This is a genomic window from Citrobacter freundii complex sp. 2025EL-00176 (assembly GCF_053309355.1).
Map to the genome: position 1 here is coordinate 23,997 of NZ_JBRYHT010000013.1, position 16,126 is coordinate 40,122.

The following is a 16,126-nucleotide window of genomic DNA, read 5'->3' on the forward strand; positions in this document are numbered from 1 at the left end:
ACCTGACGTAAAGACCGAAAGAGGGGCGTAAGCCCCTCTTGATTACGGTTTAGCGCGCTATTGCCTGGCCACCGCTGAACCCATGCTATCTGAGGTGATAACAATGAAAATGAAGAAAAGTCTCGTTGCCCTTTGTTTATCTGCAGGGTTATTTGCCAGCGCACCTGGCATCAGCCTGGCCGATGTGAATATTGTGCCGCAGAACACCACCGCGGCGCCTGCTATTCCGACAGCTGCGTTGCAACAGTTAACCTGGACGCCGGTTGATCAATCTAAAGTTCAGTCCACCCAAATTTCCACCGGTGGTCAAAGCCTGAACGTTCCGGGGATCACCGGTAACGTCGTGGCCTACAGCGTTCCCGCCAACATTGGCGAGCTGACGCTGACCCTGACCAGTGAAGTAAACAAACAAACCAGCGTATTTGCGCCAAATGTCTTAATTCTTGATCAGAACATGACGCCATCTGCGTTCTTCCCCAGCAGCTATTTTACCTACCAGGAGCCCGGCGTGATGAGTGCCGATCGTCTGGAAGGCGTAATGCGGTTGACGCCAGCGCTGGGCCAGCAAAAGCTCTATGTTCTGGTCTTTACGACGGATCAAGACCTCCAACAGACCACGACCCTGCTTGATCCGGCAAAAGCCTATGCCAAGGGCGTCGGTAACGCCGTTCCCGATATTCCGGACCCGATCGCGCGGCATACCACCGATGGTCTGTTGAAATTAAAAGTCAAAACCAGCTCTTCCTCCAGTGTGTTGGTCGGGCCGCTGTTTGGATCTTCCGGCCCAGGCCCCGTCACTGTCGGCAATACCGCAGCACCTGCGGTGACTTATGCGGCTCCGGCAGCAGCGGTTGCCGCTCCTGCGCCGCAGCCGGCGAAGAAAAGTGAGCCGATGCTGAACGACACCGAAAGCTATTTTAATCAGGCGATTAAGGATGCCGTGGCGAAAGGCGATGTTGATAAAGCGCTGAAGCTGCTTGATGAAGCTGAACGTCTGGGATCCAAATCAGCCCGATCCACCTTTATCAGCAGTGTAAAAGGCAAGGGGTAAACATCTCCCCACATTGTTGATTTTGCAACAACTGGTGCGTCTCCTGGCGCACCTTTTTTTATCCTTCGGTGCGAATTGTTAAGCTTATGTTGCTCTGCCGATCACTTAATCGTGTTTGCTCACCCCGTAATGCCTTTTCTGCGATACAATGCCTTTAGGTTATAAATCGGAGAGTAAGGCATGCCACACCCTGCGTTAACGCAACTGCGTGCGCTGCGTTATTTTGATGCGATCCCGGCGCTGGACCCGCAACTGCTCGACTGGTTGTTACTGGAAGATTCCATGACCAAACGTTTTGAGCAGCAGGGAAAAGACGTCACTGTCACGTTGATTCGCGAAGCGTTCGTTGGGCAAAATGAGGTGGCTGAAGAACTGACGCTGCTGCCTAAAGAGTCCCGCTATTGGTTACGCGAAATCCTGTTATGCGCGGATGGTGAACCCTGGCTTGCCGGGCGTACCGTGGTGCCTGAATCCACCCTGTGTGGCCCTGAACTGGCCTTACAAAACCTGGGGAAAACCCCGCTCGGACGCTACCTGTTTACGTCATCAACATTGACTCGAGATTTTATTGAGATTGGCCAGGATGCAGCGCTGTGGGGGCGTCGTTCCCGCCTGCGGCTGAGCGGTAAGCCGTTGATGCTTACCGAGCTTTTTCTACCTGCATCGCCGTTGTACTGAGAGGAAGATAAAGATGGAGTGGAGTCTGACGCAGAATAAGCTGCTGGCGTTTCACCGCTTGATGCGTACGGATAAGCCAATCGGCGCCTTACTGCTGCTGTGGCCTACGCTGTGGGCGTTATGGGTAGCAACTCCTGGCATGCCGCAATTGTGGATCCTGGCGGTTTTTGTCGCCGGCGTATGGTTAATGCGCGCCGCCGGATGCGTGGTGAATGACTATGCCGACAGGAAGTTTGACGGCCACGTTAAACGTACCGCGAATCGGCCTCTGCCGAGCGGGGCTGTCACCGAGAAAGAAGCCCGAACGCTGTTTGTGGTATTGGTATTGCTGGCCTTCCTGCTGGTCCTGACCCTTAATACGATGACCATTTTGTTGTCCGTTGCGGCGTTAGCGCTGGCGTGGGTTTACCCGTTTATGAAGCGCTATACGCATCTGCCGCAGGTGGTGCTGGGGGCGGCGTTTGGCTGGTCGATCCCGATGGCGTTCGCCGCCGTGAGCGAGTCCGTCCCGCTGAGCTGCTGGCTGATGTTCCTTGCTAATATCCTCTGGGCTGTGGCCTATGATACGCAGTACGCCATGGTTGACCGCGATGATGACCTCAAGATTGGTATTAAATCGACCGCGATTCTGTTCGGCCAGAACGACAAGCTAATCATTGGTATTCTGCAGGTGGGCGTGCTGGTACTGATGGCGCTGGTGGGTTGGCTAAACGGGTTGGGACTGGGCTATTACTGGTCTCTGTTAGTGGCAGGGGCGCTGTTTGTGTATCAGCAGAAACTGATCGTCAACCGTGAGCGTGACGCCTGCTTTAAGGCGTTTATGAACAATAACTATGTCGGTCTGGTGTTGTTCTTAGGCCTGGCAATGAGCTACTGGCATTTTTGAGTTTGGCTTAGCCTGCAAAATAAAAACCGGTCATTTCATTTCGACCGGTTTTTTTATGCTTACTCGCCTTGTGTGGCGCTCTCGATGGTCAGACGCACATCCGACGTGACCAGTTCGGCCAGCATCTGATAGATCTTCATCGTCTCTTCCGGTTCGGCATCTCCGGTATCGCTGATGTATCCCTCGTCACGCAGCGTCAGAACCAGAGAGCTGAACACGGCCTTGTCGAAGAATTCCGGCGCGTTTATGCCGTGCAGGACGGAAAGACGCTGAGCCACGGTGCGGCTCTCTTTCTCCAGCGTACCACGGTTGATAGACGGGTTAGCGCTCAGCAGCCAGAAGGTAATGGCGTAGCGCTGCAACGTCTCACGAGCACCCGCCGCCAGCAGCTGTAGCGTACGGGAACGGGCCGGATTGATATGCAGTTCGTCATCGTCCAGGGTAATGAGTCCCTGACGCTGCATTTCGCTGGCCAGTTCGTCGATCACACCTGCAAGTTCGTCACGCTCCCAGCGCAGGAACAGCTCCGCTTTCAGCATCGGGTACAGCGCTTCAATATGCTGTTGCAGCGCGGCGCGTGAAATATGACGATGCTGGGTTACGATGGCCGCCATCAACGAAGGCAGAACCAGCATATGCGCAATGTTGTTGCGGTAGTACGTCATCAATACCGCCTGCTCGCGCGGCAGAATGATGATGTCGCCGATGGTGTCTTTCTCGACCTCAAACTTGTTCATCTGCAAGGCATGGTCAATCAGCTCACTGGCGCTCTGCGCAGGAACCGTCGCATCTGAGGCATACGGTACGTTGCGCAGCAGACTCAGATAGCAATCGAGTTGTTCAGTCAATTGCTCACGGGTCAGAGAGCGCTGGCGGGAAGCCAGTAACGCGGTACAGCACAGGTTCATGGCGTTGGCCGCGCCTGCGTTGTTAATGCGTACCATCAGATCGGCGGCAATGTTATTTACCGTCGGCGTCAGCCAGGCAGGGCGGATAGACTCGATAGGATCGATAGATTCACGCCACTCCGGCACATGCTGGTTGAGGTAAGTCATCAATGGCATCGGCTCGCCAAAGTTGACGTAGCCCTGACCCAGATTACGCAGCTTGCTTAAGCCACGCAGCATTTGCGGCAGGCTCTCTTTCTCTTTCGTCGCGCCACGCAGTTCTTTCGCATACGTGCCCACTTCCATTACGTGCTCGTAGCCGATGTAGATCGGTACGAGGGTAATCGGACGCGTACCGCCGCGCAGCATCGCCTGAATGGTCATCGACAGGGTGCCGGTTTTCGGGTCGAGCAAACGTCCGGTACGCGAACGACCGCCTTCGACAAAGTACTCAACCGAGTAGCCGCGGCTGAACAACTCGCCCAGATATTCGCGGAAAACGGTGGAATAAAGCTTATTGCCTTTGAAGGTACGACGAATAAAGAACGCGCCCAGACGGCGGAAAATCGGGCCTGCTGGCCAGAAGTTCAGGTTGATGCCTGCCGCGATGTGCGGCGGAACCAGACCCTGATGGTACAGCACGTACGACAGCAGCATATAGTCCATATGGCTGCGATGGCACGGAACATAGACGATTTCGTGCCCATCGTGCGCCAACTGGCGTACACGCTCTGCATTATGAACGTTAATCCCCTGATACAGACGGTTCCAGGTAAAGCCCAGAATACGGTCTGTCAGACGGATCATCTCGTAGGAGAAGTTGGCGGCAATCTCTTCCATCAGCGCTATCGCATTTTGCTGCGCTTTTTCGTGGGAGATTTTTTTACTGCGCGCTTCATCTTCTACCGCACGCGCGATAGCTTTTGAGGCCAACAGTTTGTTAAACAGATCCTGACGGGCAGGGAGGCGCGGACCGACAGCGGCCAGGCGTTGGCGCGCAAAGTGCATACGCGCTACGCGCGCCAGCTTCTGGGCGATAATTTTATCTGTACCGTGTTCATCCGCCATGCGACGCAGGGAAACCGACGGGGAGAAGCGGACAAAGCTGTCGCGACCCAGCCAGGACACAGCAAAGAATTTTTGTACGCCGTTCAGCATACGCAGCGGCGGGTTGACCTCGCCTTTTTCGCGCCCGGGCGCACGACCAAACATCACCGAAACCGGCACCATCTGCACATCCAGGTCTGGATTGCTGCGATGCAAGTCGAGATAGTTATGGAACAGCTTAATGGACTCTTCTTTTGGCGTGTAATAGGTAAATACACGTGGACCGCCGTGAATAAACACGTAGCGCGGCAGTAGAGTTCCGTCTATCTCCAGCGGTTCCAGGGGATCCGGGAGATCGTGCGCCAGACATTGGGCGCGCAGCGTCAGCAAGTCTGCTTTGGAGTTGTACGGTAGGACGTACATAATGGGGCGAGAAGTATCGAGCCCCAATTCCGGTGCAGGTTCCGCCGGAATAGACTTGCTTTTTACCAGCACGCTTAATGGTAAATTCAGTAATTTGTAGTAAATTCGTGGCCAGCCGGACATAAACGATGTAAAGCCTCTGGTTAATAATGCAAATGCGCTGCAAGGATATCAGAAAGTTTAGTGAATTTCTGGTGTATCCGGTCATACTTCGCGCTGCTTTGCCACACCCTGAAACAAACGGGGTAACGTTACAATGACATTGACGCTAATAATGTAAAAAGGTTCTTTTTGATGGCCAATAATACCACTGGATTCACCCGAATTATCAAAGCAGCAGGCTATTCCTGGAAAGGTTTTCGCGCCGCATGGATTAATGAGGCGGCATTTCGCCAGGAAAGCGTTGCCGTTCTGCTAGGCGTTGCCATCGCCTGCTGGCTGGACGTCGACGCCATTACGCGCGTGTTGCTGATCGGTTCCGTGATGCTGGTGATGATCGTTGAAATTCTCAACAGTGCGATTGAGGCGGTGGTTGATCGTATCGGCTCCGAGTACCACGAACTGTCTGGTCGTGCGAAAGACATGGGGTCGGCGGCGGTACTACTGTCCATTTTTGTCGCCCTGATCACCTGGGGCATCCTGTTGTGGTCGCATTTGCGATAAAGATTCCACAACTTCATCATTCTCCTGTTTTTTGTGCAGTTTGCGGTTCCAAAATCACCTTTAGCTGTATATACTCACAGCATAACTGTATATACACCCAGGGGGCGGAATGAAAGCGTTAACGGCCAGGCAGCAAGAGGTGTTTGATCTTATTAGAGATCACATCAGCCAGACAGGTATGCCACCGACGCGTGCGGAGATCGCGCAGCGTTTGGGGTTCCGTTCCCCAAACGCTGCTGAAGAACATCTGAAAGCGCTGGCGCGTAAAGGTGTGCTGGAAATTGTATCCGGCGCATCGCGTGGTATTCGTCTGTTGCAGGAAGAAGAAGAAGGTTTACCGCTTGTCGGGCGCGTTGCGGCAGGTGAGCCACTTCTGGCGCAGCAACACATCGAAGGCCATTATCAGGTCGATCCTTCACTGTTCAAACCGAACGCCGATTTTCTGCTGCGCGTCAGCGGTATGTCGATGAAAGATATCGGGATTATGGACGGTGATTTGCTGGCCGTGCATAAAACACAGGATGTGCGTAACGGCCAGGTTGTCGTCGCGCGCATTGACGACGAAGTGACGGTGAAGCGCCTGAAAAAACAGGGCAACAAGGTTGAACTCCTGCCAGAAAACAGCGAATTCAAACCCATTGTGGTCGACCTGCGCGAGCAAAACTTCACCATCGAAGGGCTGGCTGTTGGCGTCATTCGTAACGGTGAATGGCTGTAATCACAGGTTGCTTTCCCGACAGCCGGATAAGACGTTTGCGTCGTCATCCGGCAACGTGCCCGGTGGCGCTGCGCTTACCGGGCATGGACAACATCTTCCAGTACGTCTAACTTCTTTTCAGGCGCTATTTCATGCCTTTCTTTACCTCCTCCGACAAAGCACTCTGGCGTCTAGCCTTACCGATGATCTTCTCCAATATCACCGTTCCCTTGCTGGGATTGGTCGATACCGCGGTCATTGGTCATCTGGACAGTCCGGTCTATCTTGGCGGCGTTGCCGTTGGCGCCACCGCGACCAGTTTTCTCTTTATGCTGCTGCTTTTTTTACGCATGAGCACCACCGGCCTTACCGCCCAGGCATTTGGCGCGAAAAATCCGCAGGCACTGGCGCGTGCGCTGGTGCAACCGCTAATGCTGGCGCTGGGGGCGGGGCTGCTTATTGCACTGTTTCGTACGCCGATTATCGATCTGGCCCTGCATATTGTCGGCGGCAGTGAAGCCGTACTGGAGCAGGCCCGACGTTTCCTGGAAATCCGTTGGTTAAGCGCCCCCGCCTCGCTGGCGAATCTGGTGCTGCTCGGCTGGCTGCTTGGCGTTCAGTATGCGCGAGCGCCGGTTATCCTGCTGATTGTCGGTAATGTTCTCAACATTGTGCTCGATTTGTGGCTGGTGATGGGCCTGCATATGAACGTGCAGGGCGCGGCGCTGGCGACGGTCATCGCCGAATACGCCACCTTGCTGATCGGTCTGTTAATGGTCCGCAAGGTCCTGCATATGCGCGGAATTTCGCTGGCAATGTTGAAACAGGCGTGGCGTGGCAATTTCCGCCGGTTACTGGCGCTTAACCGCGACATCATGCTGCGCTCGCTGTTGCTGCAGCTCTGTTTTGGTGCCATTACGGTGCTGGGTGCGCGTCTGGGGAGCGATATCATTGCGGTAAATGCTGTTCTGATGACCTTACTGACCTTTACCGCCTACGCGCTGGACGGGTTCGCCTACGCCGTTGAAGCGCATTCTGGTCAGGCCTATGGCGCAAGGGATGGCAGCCAGTTACTGGATGTCTGGCGCGCAGCCTGTCGACAGTCCGGTCTTGTGGCGATTCTGTTTTCGCTGGTTTATGCCCTGTTTGGCGAGCACATTATCGCGTTGCTGACTTCGCTCCCGCAGATACAACTGCTGGCCGATCGCTATCTTATCTGGCAGGTGATTTTGCCGCTGGTTGGCGTCTGGTGTTATTTGCTGGACGGTATGTTTATCGGCGCAACACGGGCTGCAGAAATGCGCAACAGCATGGCCGTTGCCGCCGCGGGATTCGCATTAACGTTGCTGGCTTTACCACTGCTGGGTAACCACGGCTTGTGGCTGGCGCTCACCGTGTTTCTCGCCCTGCGCGGGCTTTCACTGGCCTTTATCTGGCGACGTCACTGGCGCAACGGGACGTGGTTCGTTGAAGCCTGACGGTTAAAAATTCTGAATAGTGAGTCGAATGCCGAATCAGTGACTACACTTATTATCACGTCCAGCAGAAAAGATAGCGGAGTTGGACGAGATACTCTGGCTATTCACAACCTAACGATGAGGATTTGATGATGAATAAAGACGAAGTCGGCGGCAACTGGAAACAGTTCAAAGGTAAAGTGAAAGAGCAATGGGGCAAACTGACCGACGATGATATGACGGTCATTGAAGGCAAACGTGACCAACTGGTCGGTAAAGTCCAGGAGCGTTACGGTTACGCAAAAGATCAGGCGGAGAAAGAAGTTACTGATTGGGAAACCCGCAACGATTACCGCTGGTAATTAGTCCCCTCCTGAGAGTACAAGGATGTACGCTCTTTTGCTTAGCGACCGACTTTCTTTTTCACCAAAATTGAGTGGTCATGCTGGCATTCTCCAGGATGGCGACAGGCTTCAACCTCCACGCATGCCGGGCACAGCCCGTGAGCTTCAATCACGTTATGCCGCAGAGCAAAACCCATTTTTGCCGCCAGCATATGCATAATGTCTTCCACACCTTCCGCACACTCTTCTTTTACCACGCCACAGCGATCGCAAATAAACATCGCAGAACTGTGGGTCGGTTGATCGAACAGGTGACACAGCATGTAACTGTTGGTCGATTCCACTTTATGTACAAAACCTTGTTCCAGCAGAAAATCGAGCGCACGATAAACGGTCGGCGGCTTGGCCTGTGGCTCGGTTTCCCGTAGCAGGTCGAGCAGATCGTAAGCGCTGATTGCACCTTCCTGCAGGCTCATCAGGCGCAGCACTTCGAGGCGCTGCGGCGTTAGCCGCACGTTGCGTTGCGCACAGAGCTTTTCAGCTTGAGCCAATAACTCCTGCGTGGTGGTTTTGTCCATTTGGCGCCTCGATTTGTGTGAAAGGTTAATCCCTTACTTTATCATGTTCTGCTTAAAACGCCGAGATCCGCCGCTGTGTGCTATACCTGACGCATCGTATTCTGGAGAATCAACATGAAAAGACCCGACTGTATTCGCCACTGGCGAGAGGTGGAGGGGGCTGATGACTCCACCTACCCCGACAGCAATGAACTTTTTGCTATTGGCGCGCCGCTTGCCCGTAAACTGGGGTTAGGCAGACTAGGTATTCATCATGAACGCCTGCCGCCGGGGCGTCGCACATCTTATCCTCATGCGGAAAGCGATGAAGAAGAGTTTATCTATGTGCTGGAAGGCTATCCTGAAGCCTGGATCAACGGCTATTTATGGAAGCTCGAACCTGGCGACAGCGTCGGTTTTCCGGCAGGAACCGGGGTGTGCCACACCTTTATCAATAACACCAGTGAAGAGGTGCGCCTGCTGGTCGTGGGTGAGGCAAACAAAAAATATAATCGCATTTATTACCCGCTTAACCCGGTCTATGCCGCCACGCGCGAGGATCGCTGGGTTGACCATCCGCCGCAGTTTTTTGGCCCACATGACGGCAAGCCGGGGCGCAAATAACGCTCTGTGAGAATATGCTGTGGGAGCCACGATGATGGGGCGCACTATCACATCGGTCTATGCTATAGTAGCGCCCCTTTTTTAACCGGATGCTTGAATATTCGCCATGCTGCCTGAATCTCAGTCTACCGCTTTTCCCGCTCATCGTTTTTCTATCGCGCCGATGCTCGACTGGACGGACAGACATTGCCGCTACTTTTTGCGTTTACTGTCCCGCCAGACGCTGCTTTATACGGAGATGGTGACCACCGGCGCGATCATTCATGGTAAAGGCGATTATCTGGCGTATAGCGAAGAAGAACATCCGGTCGCGTTGCAACTGGGCGGGAGCGATCCGGCTGCGCTGGCGCAGTGTGCGAAGCTCGCTGAACAGCGGGGCTATGACGAAATTAACCTCAACGTGGGTTGTCCTTCCGACCGCGTACAGAATGGCATGTTTGGCGCCTGTCTGATGGGGAATGCGCAACTGGTCGCCGATTGCGTCAAGGCGATGCGCGATGTGGTGTCGATTCCGGTTACGGTGAAGACCCGAATCGGCATTGATGATCAGGACAGCTACGAATTCCTGTGCGATTTCATCAACACGGTATCTGGCAACGGCGAATGCGAGATGTTTATCATCCATGCCCGCAAGGCCTGGCTGTCCGGGTTAAGTCCGAAAGAAAACCGCGAGATCCCACCGCTGGATTATGACCGTGTTTATCAGTTAAAGCGTGATTTCCCGCATCTGACGATGTCGATCAACGGCGGCATTAAATCGCTGGAAGAAGCGAAAAAGCATCTGCAACATATGGATGGCGTGATGGTGGGGCGTGAGGCCTATCAAAACCCCGGAATTCTGGCGTCGGTTGACCGCGAAATTTTTGCTGCCGTGACACATGATGCCGATCCGGTCGCCGTGGTGCGTGCCATGTACCCCTATATTGAGCGTGAACTGAGTCAGGGAACCTATTTGGGGCATGTAACGCGCCATATGCTGGGACTGTTTCAGGGGATTCCAGGGGCACGTCAATGGCGTCGTTACCTGAGTGAGAACGCGCATAAAGCCGGAGCCGATATTAACGTTCTGGAACACGCGTTGAAGCTGGTGGCCGATAAGCGTTAGTTTCTCACTAAAAGTTAGTTAATTTCACCACACCCTGTGCTTTGTCACAGGGCGTTTTGTTTACAAATCAGTAGATTAACTTTGGCACGTTTCTTGTAATGGAATGGAGAGTATTTCATTTCGGGAGAGAGCCATGCTGGAACTACTTTTTGTGATTGGATTTTTTATCATGCTGATGGTCACTGGCGTATCGTTGCTGGGGGTGCTGGCCGCGCTGGTGGTAGCCACCGCCGTGATGTTTTTGGGCGGACTATTTGCCTTGATGATTAAACTGTTGCCCTGGCTGCTATTGGCCGTTGCCGTGGTGTGGGTGATCAAGGCGATAAAAGCGCCAAAAGTCCCACAGTATCAGCGCAATAACCGCCGATTTTACTAAGGTATTGAGTGGTCCGTCACAACCTGAAACATTGCCTTTAGAACCAAATAGGAATTGATTATCAAATCTGTCACTATTGCCAGGTTAACGAATTCATCGAGCTGTACCCTACATACAGCCGAACTAAAAAAAGAAAGGGCTTCCTGCGGGAAGCCCTAATTCTTTCTTTCCCCGTCATAATTCAAACTCCAGGTGTGTTGGCTGCTTTCATTCACCCCAGTCACTTACTCCAGTAAGCTCCTGGGGATTCACTCCATTGCCGCCGTCCTGGAGCATAAATTATTTAGGGGAAATGAGGGCGTTACGGGATCAGTAGACTCGATCCCTGCGTGACGCGGCTTTCCAGCACTTCATGGGCACGCTGCGCGTCGTGTAGCGCAAATGTCTGACCCGGCGCCACATCCACTTTTATCACCCCACTGGCAATCAGCGAGAAAAGCTCATTGCTGGCTTCGGTTAATTCGTGGTGATTGGTGATGTAGCCCTGCAGAGAGGGACGGGTCACGTATAGCGAACCTTTCTGATTCAGAATCCCTAAATTTACACCGGTCACTGGTCCGGACGCGTTGCCAAAACTGACCATCAGTCCGCGGCGCTGCAGACAATCAAGAGACGCCTCCCAGGTGTCTTTCCCCACCGAGTCGTACACCACCCGCACTTTTTTACCGCCGGTGATCTCTTTTACCCGCTCAACGATGCTTTCTTCTCGATAGTTAATCACCTGCCACGCGCCGGCCTGCTGCGCAATTGGCGCTTTTTGCGCGTTGCCGACGGTACCAATCAGTTTCGCTCCCAACGCTTTCGCCCACTGACAAGCGATCAGACCGACGCCACCTGCGGCGGCATGGAATAAAAACGGTTCGTCAGGCTGGATTTCATAGGTTTTGCGTAACAGGTAAAAAACGGTCAGCCCTTTCAGAAACGAGGCGGCGGCCTGTTCAAACGAGATAGCGTTAGGCAGAATAGCGGCTTTATCAGCCGGAACGTTATGCACTGAGCTGTAAGCGCCAAGCGCAGACTGAGCATACACCACGCGATCGCCGGCTTTAATGTGCGTCACTTTGCTGCCAACTTTGCTGACCACGCCCGCGGCTTCGGTACCCAGACCGCTGGGTAGAGAAGGTGGTGGATAAAGACCACTGCGGATGTAGGTGTCGATGTAGTTGATCCCAATCGCTTTGTTCTCGACCTGGATTTCGTTTTCCGCCGGGTCAACGGGCGTAAACTCCACAGCCTTGAGTACATCAGGCCCACCATGCTTGTGAAATTCAATACGTGTTGCCATGCTTCCTCCAAAAGAAATGTGGTAATCTTTCGACCCAATCATTATCTCGGTAACTCCATTCACTATGGCAGGAAATAAACCCTTCAACAAACAACAGACTGATGCTCGTGAGCGCGATCCCCAGGTCGCCGGGCTGAAAGTACCGCCGCACTCGATTGAAGCGGAACAGTCGGTGTTGGGCGGTTTAATGCTGGATAACGAACGCTGGGATGATGTGGCCGAACGCGTTGTGGCGGAGGATTTTTATACCCGCCCGCACCGGCATATCTTCACGGAAATGCATCGCCTGCAGGAGATGGGTAAACCCATCGATCTGATTACCCTGGCAGAGTCGCTGGAAGTTCAGGGCCAGCTGGACAGCGTCGGCGGTTTTGCGTACCTGGCTGAGTTATCGAAAAATACGCCAAGTGCGGCCAACATTAGCGCTTATGCGGATATCGTCCGCGAACGTGCCGTAGTTCGTGACATGATTTCGGTCGCGAATGAAATCGCGGAAGCCGGATTCGATCCGCAAGGACGTTCCAGTGAAGACCTGCTGGATCTCGCGGAGTCTCGCGTCTTTAAAATCGCTGAAAGCCGCGCCAACAAAGACGAAGGCCCGAAAAACATTACCGATGTGCTCGACGCAACCGTCGCGCGTATCGAGCAGTTATTCCAGCAGCCGCACGACGGCGTCACTGGGGTGAACACCGGTTATGACGACCTCAACAAAAAGACCGCTGGCTTACAGCCATCAGATCTCATCATCGTCGCCGCGCGTCCGTCGATGGGTAAAACGACATTTGCAATGAACCTCGTCGAAAATGCGGCGATGTTGCAGGATAAGCCGGTTCTTATCTTTAGTCTGGAAATGCCCTCAGAACAGATCATGATGCGTTCCCTGGCCTCGCTTTCACGCGTAGACCAGACAAAAATTCGTACTGGTCAACTGGATGACGAAGACTGGGCGCGAATTTCCGGAACAATGGGTATTTTGCTGGAGAAACGAAACATCTATATTGATGACTCCTCCGGCCTGACGCCAACGGAAGTGCGTTCGCGTGCCCGTCGTATCGCCCGTGAACACGGCGGTATCGGACTTATCATGATCGACTACCTGCAGTTGATGCGCGTGCCGTCGCTTTCCGACAACCGTACGCTGGAAATTGCTGAAATTTCCCGCTCGCTGAAAGCGTTAGCGAAAGAACTGCATGTGCCGGTGGTGGCGCTGTCGCAGCTTAACCGCTCTCTGGAACAACGCGCCGACAAGCGTCCGGTCAACTCGGATCTGCGTGAATCCGGTTCCATCGAGCAGGATGCCGACTTAATCATGTTTATCTATCGTGATGAGGTTTATCACGAAAACAGCGACTTAAAAGGCATCGCCGAAATTATTATTGGTAAGCAGCGTAACGGTCCGATCGGAACGGTTCGCCTGACATTTAACGGACAGTGGTCGCGATTCGACAACTATGCGGGCCCACAATACGACGACGAATAAATCTCCGTCATCCTTCATGCTGCAGATGCGTTGACTTCGCCCGTTCACCCCGGTCACTTAGTTTACTAAGCTTCCGGGGATTCTCAGGCTTGTCGCCTTCCTGCAACACGAATGATTTAGGAGATTCTTTTATTAAGGAATACAAATGCAAGCGGCAACTGTAGTTATTAACCGCCGCGCTCTGCGACACAACCTGCAACGTCTGCGTGAACTGGCTCCTGCCAGTAAACTGGTTGCGGTCGTGAAAGCGAACGCCTACGGCCATGGTCTGTTAGAGACCGCGCGAACGCTCCCCGATGCGGACGCTTTTGGTGTCGCTCGTCTTGAAGAAGCCCTGCGGCTGCGCGCGGGTGGGATCACACAGCCTATCCTGTTGCTGGAAGGTTTTTTCGATGCCACCGATCTGCCGACTATCTCCGCGCAGCGTCTGCATACCGCTGTACACAACCAGGAGCAGCTAGAAGCCCTGGAGGCCGCAAAACTGGTTGAGCCGGTCACCGTCTGGATGAAGCTCGACACGGGAATGCACCGCCTGGGCGTACGTCCTGAACAGGCCGAGGCGTTTTATCAGCGCTTAACGCAATGTGAAAATGTGCGCCAGCCGGTCAATATCGTCAGCCACTTTGCGCGCGCGGACGAGCCTGAGTGTGGCGCGACTGAAAAGCAGCTCGATATCTTTAATCGCTTCTGTGAAGGTAAACCAGGGCAGCGTTCCATTGCCGCATCCGGCGGTATTCTGCTGTGGCCGCAGTCTCACTTCGACTGGGCGCGTCCGGGGTTGATTCTGTACGGCGTATCACCGCTGGAAAACCACTCTATCGGCGCCGATTTTGGCTGCCAGCCGGTGATGTCGTTAACCTCCAGCCTGATTGCGGTGCGTGAGCACAAAGCGGGCGAACCGGTTGGCTATGGCGGTACCTGGCAGAGCGAGCGCGATACGCGTTTAGGCGTAGTGGCGATGGGGTATGGCGATGGTTACCCGCGTGCGGCGCCGTCCGGGACACCGGTGCTGGTCAATGGCCGTGAAGTGCCGATCGTGGGTCGCGTCGCGATGGATATGATTTGCGTCGATTTAGGTCCCGAGGCGCAGGATAAGGCTGGTGATACTGTGATTCTTTGGGGTGAAGGTTTGCCCGTTGAACGCATTGCTGATATGACGAAAGTAAGTGCTTACGAACTTATCACGCGCCTGACCTCAAGGGTGGCGATGAAGTATATCGACTAACTTCATGATATGCCGGACAGGCGGGAACCCCGCCATCCGGCAATATGCTCGCCAACTGCAACATCCTCTCGATCTTCTTCCGCTTCCGGTTTATTGTGTTCTTATCCTCTGCCTGTAAACCTGGAGAACCACCTCGTGTTTCAAAAAGTTGACGCCTACGCTGGCGACCCGATTTTATCGCTCATGGAGCGATTCAAAGAAGATTCACGTAGCGACAAAGTGAACCTCAGCATTGGCCTGTACTACAACGAAGACGGTATTATTCCTCAGCTTAAAGCGGTGGCGGAGGCGGAAGCCCGACTCAATGCCAAACCGCATGGCGCTTCGCTATATCTACCGATGGAAGGTCTGAACACGTATCGCCATACCATTGCGCCGCTGCTGTTTGGCGCGGATCATTCGGTTCTCCAGCAACAGCGTGTCGCCACCATTCAGACGCTGGGTGGTTCCGGTGCGCTAAAAATTGGCGCAGACTTCCTGAAACGCTATTTCCCTGATTCTGGCGTATGGGTCAGCGATCCAACATGGGAAAACCATATCGCGATTTTTGAAGGGGCTGGATTCGAAGTGAGTACTTACCCCTGGTATGACAACGAAACCAACGGGGTACGTTTCAACGATCTGCTGGCCACGCTGAATACCTTACCGGCGCGCAGCATTGTGCTGCTGCATCCGTGCTGCCATAACCCGACCGGTGCAGATTTAACCCCTGCGCAATGGGATGACGTTATTGAAATTCTGAAATCGCGCGATCTGATCCCATTCCTCGACATTGCTTATCAGGGCTTTGGCGGCGGAATGCGGGACGATGCTTATGCGATCCGCGCCATTGCCAGCGCTGGATTACCCGCTCTGGTCAGCAACTCATTTTCTAAAATCTTCTCTTTATACGGCGAGCGCGTCGGTGGATTGTCTGTGGTATGTGAAGACGCCGATTCGGCAAGCCGCGTTCTGGGGCAATTAAAAGCGACCGTGCGTCGTAACTACTCCAGCCCGCCGAACTTTGGCGCACAGGTGGTTGCTACGGTACTGGGTGACGACGCGCTGAAAGCCAGCTGGCTGGCGGAAGTCGAAGAGATGCGGACCCGCATCCTGGCAATGCGCCAGGAACTGGTTAACGTGCTGAACGCTGAAATCCCTGGGCGTAACTTTGACTATCTGCTGCAACAGCGCGGAATGTTCAGCTATACCGGGCTTAGTGCTGCTCAGGTCGATCGCCTGCGTGATGAGTTTGGTGTGTACCTGATTGCCAGCGGTCGTATGTGCGTGGCCGGATTGAATCACGCTAACGTGCAACGTGTGGCGAAGGCATTTGCTGCCGTCATGTAACCGGGTTTGTCA

Annotated in this window: 16 protein-coding genes; 13 read left to right on the plus strand and 3 right to left on the minus strand. The window is 53.9% G+C overall.

Annotation, left to right across the window (positions count from 1 at the left end; translation table 11 throughout):
* Window positions 1–103: 103 nt before the first annotated feature.
* The 3 genes from malM to ubiA all read left to right on the plus strand — a co-directional run bounded on the left by malM (window position 104) and on the right by ubiA (window position 2,615).
* On the plus strand, window positions 104–1,051 hold the full coding sequence (gene malM / locus ACVXHP_RS19905) for a maltose operon protein MalM (protein WP_316129321.1): 948 nt from the start codon (window positions 104–106) through the stop codon (window positions 1,049–1,051).
* A 180-nt stretch (window positions 1,052–1,231) separates the two neighbouring features.
* Complete coding sequence (gene ubiC, locus ACVXHP_RS19910; protein WP_200009382.1) at window positions 1,232–1,729, plus strand: chorismate lyase; 498 nt, start codon at window positions 1,232–1,234, stop codon at window positions 1,727–1,729.
* A 13-nt stretch (window positions 1,730–1,742) separates the two neighbouring features.
* Window positions 1,743–2,615 carry a 4-hydroxybenzoate octaprenyltransferase gene (gene ubiA / locus ACVXHP_RS19915; protein WP_003826589.1) on the plus strand — a complete coding sequence of 291 codons (873 nt, stop codon included), beginning with the start codon at window positions 1,743–1,745 and terminating at the stop codon, window positions 2,613–2,615.
* A gap of 59 nt (window positions 2,616–2,674) precedes the next feature.
* Here the strand turns inward: ubiA and plsB are convergent, their stop codons facing one another.
* Window positions 2,675–5,095 carry a glycerol-3-phosphate 1-O-acyltransferase PlsB gene (gene plsB, locus ACVXHP_RS19920; RefSeq protein ID WP_200009383.1) on the minus strand — a complete coding sequence of 807 codons (2,421 nt, stop codon included), beginning with the start codon at window positions 5,093–5,095 and terminating at the stop codon, window positions 2,675–2,677.
* A gap of 171 nt (window positions 5,096–5,266) precedes the next feature.
* Here plsB and ACVXHP_RS19925 point away from each other — a divergent pair, with 171 nt between their 5' ends.
* From ACVXHP_RS19925 to ACVXHP_RS19940, 4 genes are all read left to right on the plus strand, one after another.
* Window positions 5,267–5,635, plus strand: coding sequence for a diacylglycerol kinase (locus ACVXHP_RS19925; protein WP_003826594.1), 369 nt, complete (start codon window positions 5,267–5,269; stop codon window positions 5,633–5,635).
* A 109-nt stretch (window positions 5,636–5,744) separates the two neighbouring features.
* Window positions 5,745–6,353, plus strand: coding sequence for a transcriptional repressor LexA (lexA, locus tag ACVXHP_RS19930; protein WP_003826596.1), 609 nt, complete (start codon window positions 5,745–5,747; stop codon window positions 6,351–6,353).
* Window positions 6,354–6,484: 131 nt separating this feature from the next.
* Window positions 6,485–7,810: an MATE family efflux transporter DinF gene (gene dinF, locus ACVXHP_RS19935; RefSeq protein WP_204555783.1), complete on the plus strand. Its 1,326-nt coding sequence runs from the start codon at window positions 6,485–6,487 to the stop codon at window positions 7,808–7,810.
* A gap of 131 nt (window positions 7,811–7,941) precedes the next feature.
* On the plus strand, window positions 7,942–8,151 hold the full coding sequence (locus ACVXHP_RS19940; protein ID WP_006688302.1) for a CsbD family protein: 210 nt from the start codon (window positions 7,942–7,944) through the stop codon (window positions 8,149–8,151).
* A gap of 41 nt (window positions 8,152–8,192) precedes the next feature.
* Here ACVXHP_RS19940 and zur read toward each other — a convergent pair whose 3' ends face one another.
* Entirely contained in the window at window positions 8,193–8,711 is a 519-nt protein-coding gene (gene zur / locus ACVXHP_RS19945; protein WP_316129322.1) for a zinc uptake transcriptional repressor Zur, read from the minus strand.
* A 114-nt stretch (window positions 8,712–8,825) separates the two neighbouring features.
* Between zur and ACVXHP_RS19950 the strand changes: the two genes are divergently transcribed.
* From ACVXHP_RS19950 to pspG, 3 genes are all read left to right on the plus strand, one after another.
* Window positions 8,826–9,314 carry a cupin domain-containing protein gene (locus tag ACVXHP_RS19950; RefSeq protein ID WP_038636260.1) on the plus strand — a complete coding sequence of 163 codons (489 nt, stop codon included), beginning with the start codon at window positions 8,826–8,828 and terminating at the stop codon, window positions 9,312–9,314.
* A 106-nt stretch (window positions 9,315–9,420) separates the two neighbouring features.
* Complete coding sequence (gene dusA / locus ACVXHP_RS19955; protein WP_316129323.1) at window positions 9,421–10,419, plus strand: tRNA dihydrouridine(20/20a) synthase DusA; 999 nt, start codon at window positions 9,421–9,423, stop codon at window positions 10,417–10,419.
* A 133-nt stretch (window positions 10,420–10,552) separates the two neighbouring features.
* The gene (gene pspG, locus ACVXHP_RS19960; RefSeq protein ID WP_003031713.1) at window positions 10,553–10,795 is read left to right on the plus strand and encodes an envelope stress response protein PspG; all 243 of its coding nucleotides are present in this window, start codon (window positions 10,553–10,555) and stop codon (window positions 10,793–10,795) included.
* Between the two features lie 301 nt (window positions 10,796–11,096).
* Here the strand turns inward: pspG and ACVXHP_RS19965 are convergent, their stop codons facing one another.
* Entirely contained in the window at window positions 11,097–12,080 is a 984-nt protein-coding gene (locus tag ACVXHP_RS19965; RefSeq protein WP_447572069.1) for an NADPH:quinone reductase, read from the minus strand.
* Between the two features lie 64 nt (window positions 12,081–12,144).
* Between ACVXHP_RS19965 and dnaB the strand changes: the two genes are divergently transcribed.
* The 3 genes from dnaB to tyrB all read left to right on the plus strand — a co-directional run bounded on the left by dnaB (window position 12,145) and on the right by tyrB (window position 16,114).
* Window positions 12,145–13,560, plus strand: a complete 1,416-nt coding sequence (gene dnaB, locus ACVXHP_RS19970) for a replicative DNA helicase (RefSeq protein ID WP_003826610.1) — start codon at window positions 12,145–12,147, stop codon at window positions 13,558–13,560.
* A gap of 145 nt (window positions 13,561–13,705) precedes the next feature.
* Window positions 13,706–14,785 carry an alanine racemase gene (gene alr / locus ACVXHP_RS19975; RefSeq protein ID WP_447572070.1) on the plus strand — a complete coding sequence of 360 codons (1,080 nt, stop codon included), beginning with the start codon at window positions 13,706–13,708 and terminating at the stop codon, window positions 14,783–14,785.
* A gap of 135 nt (window positions 14,786–14,920) precedes the next feature.
* Entirely contained in the window at window positions 14,921–16,114 is a 1,194-nt protein-coding gene (gene tyrB / locus ACVXHP_RS19980; protein ID WP_447572071.1) for an aromatic amino acid transaminase, read from the plus strand.
* Window positions 16,115–16,126 lie beyond the last annotated feature (12 nt).

What these genes read in the sequence shown, in the direction of transcription:
- malM (WP_316129321.1), top strand. Translation starts at nt 104, where the DNA reads ATGAAAATGAAGAAAAGTCTCGTTGCCCTTTGTTTATCTGCAGGGTTA.
- ubiC (WP_200009382.1), top strand. Translation starts at nt 1,232, where the DNA reads ATGCCACACCCTGCGTTAACGCAACTGCGTGCGCTGCGTTATTTTGAT.
- ubiA (WP_003826589.1), top strand. Translation starts at nt 1,743, where the DNA reads ATGGAGTGGAGTCTGACGCAGAATAAGCTGCTGGCGTTTCACCGCTTG.
- plsB (WP_200009383.1), bottom strand. Translation starts at nt 5,095, where the DNA reads ATGTCCGGCTGGCCACGAATTTACTACAAATTACTGAATTTACCATTA.
- ACVXHP_RS19925 (WP_003826594.1), top strand. Translation starts at nt 5,267, where the DNA reads ATGGCCAATAATACCACTGGATTCACCCGAATTATCAAAGCAGCAGGC.
- lexA (WP_003826596.1), top strand. Translation starts at nt 5,745, where the DNA reads ATGAAAGCGTTAACGGCCAGGCAGCAAGAGGTGTTTGATCTTATTAGA.
- dinF (WP_204555783.1), top strand. Translation starts at nt 6,485, where the DNA reads ATGCCTTTCTTTACCTCCTCCGACAAAGCACTCTGGCGTCTAGCCTTA.
- ACVXHP_RS19940 (WP_006688302.1), top strand. Translation starts at nt 7,942, where the DNA reads ATGAATAAAGACGAAGTCGGCGGCAACTGGAAACAGTTCAAAGGTAAA.
- zur (WP_316129322.1), bottom strand. Translation starts at nt 8,711, where the DNA reads ATGGACAAAACCACCACGCAGGAGTTATTGGCTCAAGCTGAAAAGCTC.
- ACVXHP_RS19950 (WP_038636260.1), top strand. Translation starts at nt 8,826, where the DNA reads ATGAAAAGACCCGACTGTATTCGCCACTGGCGAGAGGTGGAGGGGGCT.
- dusA (WP_316129323.1), top strand. Translation starts at nt 9,421, where the DNA reads ATGCTGCCTGAATCTCAGTCTACCGCTTTTCCCGCTCATCGTTTTTCT.
- pspG (WP_003031713.1), top strand. Translation starts at nt 10,553, where the DNA reads ATGCTGGAACTACTTTTTGTGATTGGATTTTTTATCATGCTGATGGTC.
- ACVXHP_RS19965 (WP_447572069.1), bottom strand. Translation starts at nt 12,080, where the DNA reads ATGGCAACACGTATTGAATTTCACAAGCATGGTGGGCCTGATGTACTC.
- dnaB (WP_003826610.1), top strand. Translation starts at nt 12,145, where the DNA reads ATGGCAGGAAATAAACCCTTCAACAAACAACAGACTGATGCTCGTGAG.
- alr (WP_447572070.1), top strand. Translation starts at nt 13,706, where the DNA reads ATGCAAGCGGCAACTGTAGTTATTAACCGCCGCGCTCTGCGACACAAC.